At 62.4% G+C, this 3,588-nt stretch carries 4 protein-coding genes; all 4 read left to right on the top strand.

What is annotated here, in order from left to right; genetic code table 11:
- Positions 1-168 precede the first annotated feature (168 nt).
- The 4 genes from uvrB (at position 169) to ACTS1X_RS07885 (ending at position 3,419) form a co-directional block, all read left to right on the top strand.
- On the top strand, positions 169-2,349 hold the full coding sequence (gene uvrB, locus ACTS1X_RS07900) for an excinuclease ABC subunit UvrB (protein ID WP_442613841.1): 2,181 nt from the start codon (positions 169-171) through the stop codon (positions 2,347-2,349).
- A gap of 68 nt (positions 2,350-2,417) precedes the next feature.
- Complete coding sequence (locus tag ACTS1X_RS07895; protein WP_442613840.1) at positions 2,418-2,849, top strand: hypothetical protein; 432 nt, start codon at positions 2,418-2,420, stop codon at positions 2,847-2,849.
- Positions 2,846-3,127, top strand: coding sequence for a type II toxin-antitoxin system RelE/ParE family toxin (locus ACTS1X_RS07890; protein WP_442613842.1), 282 nt, complete (start codon positions 2,846-2,848; stop codon positions 3,125-3,127). The genes ACTS1X_RS07895 and ACTS1X_RS07890 overlap by 4 nt, the downstream gene beginning before the upstream one ends.
- Positions 3,009-3,419, top strand: a complete 411-nt coding sequence (locus ACTS1X_RS07885; protein WP_442613839.1) for a HigA family addiction module antitoxin — start codon at positions 3,009-3,011, stop codon at positions 3,417-3,419. The genes ACTS1X_RS07890 and ACTS1X_RS07885 overlap by 119 nt, the downstream gene beginning before the upstream one ends.
- Positions 3,420-3,588: the final 169 nt, after the last annotated feature.

The raw sequence follows: 3,588 nt of genomic DNA, 5'->3' as shown, positions 1-3,588 counted from the left end.
TCGAAAATGGGACAAGAGCGGACCCTTGGGCGCGACACTGGCGAACGCCGCGAAAAGACGCAAGGACAAACCGCCGCGCCGATGGCGGACCGGCCTGTGTCAGGAGGCTTGCCCCCCGGGCGCCGCCGACCGTTGCGAAACCGCCTGCCGCGCTCCATATCCGCTCGCATGGCAATCGCGATCCGCACCGGCCTCGAGGAACCCGAAACCGATAGCGGCTTCGTGCCGCACCGGCCCGAACGGCCCGACAAGGCCGAAGGCGGCAAGCGGTTCGAACTGGCCTCCGACTACGAACCCTCGGGCGACCAGCCGACGGCGATCGCCGAGCTCGTCGAGACGGCGCGGGCCGGGGAGAAGGACCAGGTGCTGCTCGGCGTTACCGGCTCGGGCAAGACCTTCACCATGGCCAAGGTGGTCGAGGCGCTGCAGCGGCCGGCGCTGGTGCTCGCGCCGAACAAGATCCTCGCCGCGCAACTCTACGGCGAATTCAAGCAGTTCTTCCCGAACAATGCGGTCGAATATTTCGTCAGCTATTACGACTATTACCAGCCCGAGGCCTATGTGCCGCGCTCCGACACGTATATCGAGAAGGAAAGCTCGGTGAACGAGGCGATCGACCGGATGCGCCATTCGGCGACGCGGTCGCTGCTCGAGCGGGACGATGTGCTGATCGTCGCCTCGGTCTCCTGCCTCTACGGCATCGGCTCGGTCGAGACCTATGCGGCGATGACCTTCGACATCCGGAAGGGCCAGACGGCCGACCAGCGCGACATCATCCGCAAGCTCGTCTCGCTCCAGTACAAGCGCAACGACGCCGCCTTCGCGCGCGGCAATTTCCGGGTGCGCGGCGACAATCTGGAGATCTTCCCGAGCCATTACGAGGATATGGCCTGGCGGGTCAGCATGTTCGGCGACGAGATCGAGGAAATCGCCGAATTCGATCCGCTGACCGGCAAGAAGGGCGCGAAGCTCGATCGCGTGCGCGTCTTCGCCAACTCGCACTACGTCACGCCCGGCCCGACGATGAAACAGGCGATGGAGGCGATCAGGCGCGAACTGGCGGTGCGGCTGAAGGAATTGCAGGACGCCGGGATGCTGCTGGAGGCCCAGCGGCTCGAGCAGCGGACGAACTTCGATCTCGAAATGATCGCCGCGACCGGCAGCTGCGCGGGGATCGAGAATTATTCGCGCTTCCTGACCGGCCGCCTGCCCGGCGAACCGCCGCCGACCCTGTTCGAGTACCTCCCCGACAATGCGCTGCTCTTCGTCGACGAATCACACCAGACGATCCCGCAGGTCGGCGCGATGGCGCGCGGCGACCATCGCCGCAAGCTGACGCTCGCCGAATATGGCTTCCGCCTGCCGAGCTGCATCGACAACCGGCCGCTGCGTTTCAACGAATGGGACGCGATGCGCCCGCAGACGGTGTGCGTCAGCGCGACGCCCGGCCCCTGGGAGATGGAGCAGACGGGCGGCGTGTTCTCCGAGCAGGTCATCCGCCCGACCGGCCTCATCGATCCGCCGGTCACGATCCGCCCGGTCGAGGAGCAGGTCGACGACTGCATCAATGAGTGCCGCGAGACGGCGAAGAAGGGCTATCGGACGCTCGTCACGACGCTCACGAAACGCATGGCCGAGGACCTGACCGAATTCATGCACGAGGCCGGGCTGCGCGTCCGCTACATGCATTCGGACGTCGAAACCCTGGAGCGGATCGAACTGATCCGCGATCTGCGCCTCGGCGTCTATGACGTGCTGGTCGGCATCAACCTCCTCCGGGAAGGCCTCGACATTCCCGAATGCGGGCTGGTCTGCATCCTCGACGCCGACAAGGAGGGCTTCCTGCGCAGCGAGACGAGCCTCGTCCAGACGATCGGCCGCGCCGCACGCAATGTCGAGGGGCGGGTGATCCTCTATGCCGACCGGATCACCGGATCGATGGAACGCGCCATCGCCGAGACCGACCGACGGCGCGAGAAACAGCGCGAATATAACGCGCTCCACGGCATCACGCCGACGACGATCAAGAGCAATATTTCCGACATTGTCGCGCACACGGCGTCGAAGGACAGCGTGACCGTCGATACCGGCGACGAGGCGGTCAACAATCTCGTCGGCCATAACCTGCGCGCGTACATCGAAGACCTCGAAAAACGCATGCGCGCCGCCGCCGCGGACCTGGAGTTCGAAGAAGCCGGCCGCCTGCGCGACGAAATCCGGCGACTCGAAAGCGAAGAGCTGGGACTGCCGGCGGACGAACAGGTCGCGAGGCCGAAGGGCCGTGCGACCGAGGGGCGGCCGGGGACGCGCAAGCTGCGCTACGGAAAGACACAGCGGAAGATGCGGTAGCAAGCAGCCGCATGTCTTGACAAAAACTATTTTTTCTACGAAGATCACTATATCTTCGGAGATAGGCAATGCAAATTGAAATAGATTTCGAGGTTTTCAAAGCACTTACGGCCAAACTTACCGACGAATCCGATAGCTATAATGAGGCTATTCGCCGGCTGCTTGGTATGCCGGCCACCGAGGTGGCTCCGCGTCTCGGCGAAATAGACACTCCCGGTCTCCCAGGGGTCACGCGCGGTCTTGGCGGCGAAACTGGCGGCGTTTGGTTTTCCAACGTATTCTTTCCCGATGGCACCTGGTTTCGCGCGACGTACAAAGGCAAGACCTATCGGGCATGGATCAATAAATCTCAGTGGGTAGACGAATTAGGTAACGTCAGGACCAGTCCTTCGGACGCGGCTAGTGCGATTTCCAATACGAACGTGAACGGCTGGAGGTTCTGGTTTGTGCGGCGCCCACATGACGAAGATTGGGTCCGCATGGACGCGCTCAAACAATGATCCTCTCCTTCGCCGACAAGGAAACCGAACGCATCTGGAACGGCTCGCGGAGCCGGAAATTGCCGCCGGACATCCAGAATCTCGCGCTCGATAGACTGGCGATGCTCGATGCCGCGGATACGCTCGAGGACCTCAGAAACCCGCCCAGTAACCGTCTTCATGCGCTTTCCGGAGACCGCGCTGGCCAGCATTCCCTTTCCATTAATAGGCAATGGCGTATATGTTTCGTCTGGAAGGACGGAAATGCCGATGGCGTCGAAATCACGGACTATCACTGACTCCGAATCGCTGCACAACAGCCATGCCGGGGAGTTGCTGGTCAGCGAATTCATGGAACCGCTCGATCTCGACAGCGCTGCGCTGGCCGAGGAGATTGCGGTCGATGTCGCGCGTCTGGAAGCCATGATTGATGGTTCGGCCCGGGTGGACGGCGAACTCGACCTGCGTCTCGCACGATATTTTTGCATGTCCGAAGGCTTCTTCCTGCGGCTGCAGGACCAGTTCGAAATCCGCGAGGCCAAGCGCGCATTGAATGGCGAACTCGACCGGATCGTCCCCCGCGCCGCTTGACGGATATTTTCCGTCTTTGATCGAACTCGTTTTGGCGGCCATGCCGGCAGCGTTACTATCGTGTCATGGCGACGCAAAACGCTTCCCTCGTTACCGCCACAGGCTTCGATGACGGATTCCTGCGGCTCGCCGGCGCTTCGGCCTTTCTCACGGCGATAACGACCTTTTT

It is taken from the genome of Parasphingopyxis sp. (genome assembly GCF_052168275.1).
Lineage (GTDB): Bacteria > Pseudomonadota > Alphaproteobacteria > Sphingomonadales > Sphingomonadaceae > Parasphingopyxis.
The sequence above is the reverse complement of the archived record's forward strand: the minus strand, read 5'-3'. Positions and strand labels throughout refer to the sequence as shown.